The sequence below is a fragment of the Bartonella sp. CL71SXKL genome, assembly GCF_042194935.1.
GTDB lineage: Bacteria > Pseudomonadota > Alphaproteobacteria > Rhizobiales > Rhizobiaceae > Bartonella.
Map to the genome: position 1 here is coordinate 1 of NZ_JBHINI010000130.1, position 627 is coordinate 627.

General features: G+C 45.0%; 1 pseudogene. It reads left to right on the forward strand.

From position 1 onward, the window contains the following. Window positions 1–627 (forward strand): annotated as a pseudogene (locus ACFILA_RS09890) (hypothetical protein); the annotation flags it as partial.

The following is a 627-nucleotide window of genomic DNA, read 5'->3' on the forward strand; positions in this document are numbered from 1 at the left end:
GCGTTTGCCGGTGTAGGCACTTCTTTCACGGATTTACATAAAGAGATTACCAATGAAATTAGCACTGCTCAGGCTGACGCGTTGTTGTGGGATAAGTCCAAGGGTGCGTTTGTAGCGACGCATGGGGACAGTAAAGAGAACAACAAGATCACGTCTCTTAAAAATGGAGACATTAGTGGAGCCTCAACGGATGCTGTAGCGGGTAATCAGCTATATGCTCTAGGGAGCAGTGTTGCGAAGTCTTTAGGTGGTAAAGCTAAGTATGAGAATGGCACATGGACAGCTCCTACATTCGCGGTTAAAAAGTTTTCATCTGATGGCAGTGTTACTGTCTCGAGTTATAACGATGTCGCGTCTGCCTTTGCTGGTGTTGGTGATTCATTCGAGAATGTTAAAGATAAAATCGATCATGTTAAGGATGAAATTACCGAAGAGATTACCAATGAAATTAGCACTGCTCAGGCTGATGCCTTGTTGTGGGATAAGGCTAAAGGTGCATTTGTAGCAACGCATGGTGAAGAGAATACAAGCAGCAAGATAACATCGCTTACCAATGGAGACATTAGTGCTACTTCAAGCGATGCTGTAGCGGGTAACCAGCTATATGCTCTAGGGAGCGGTGTTGCG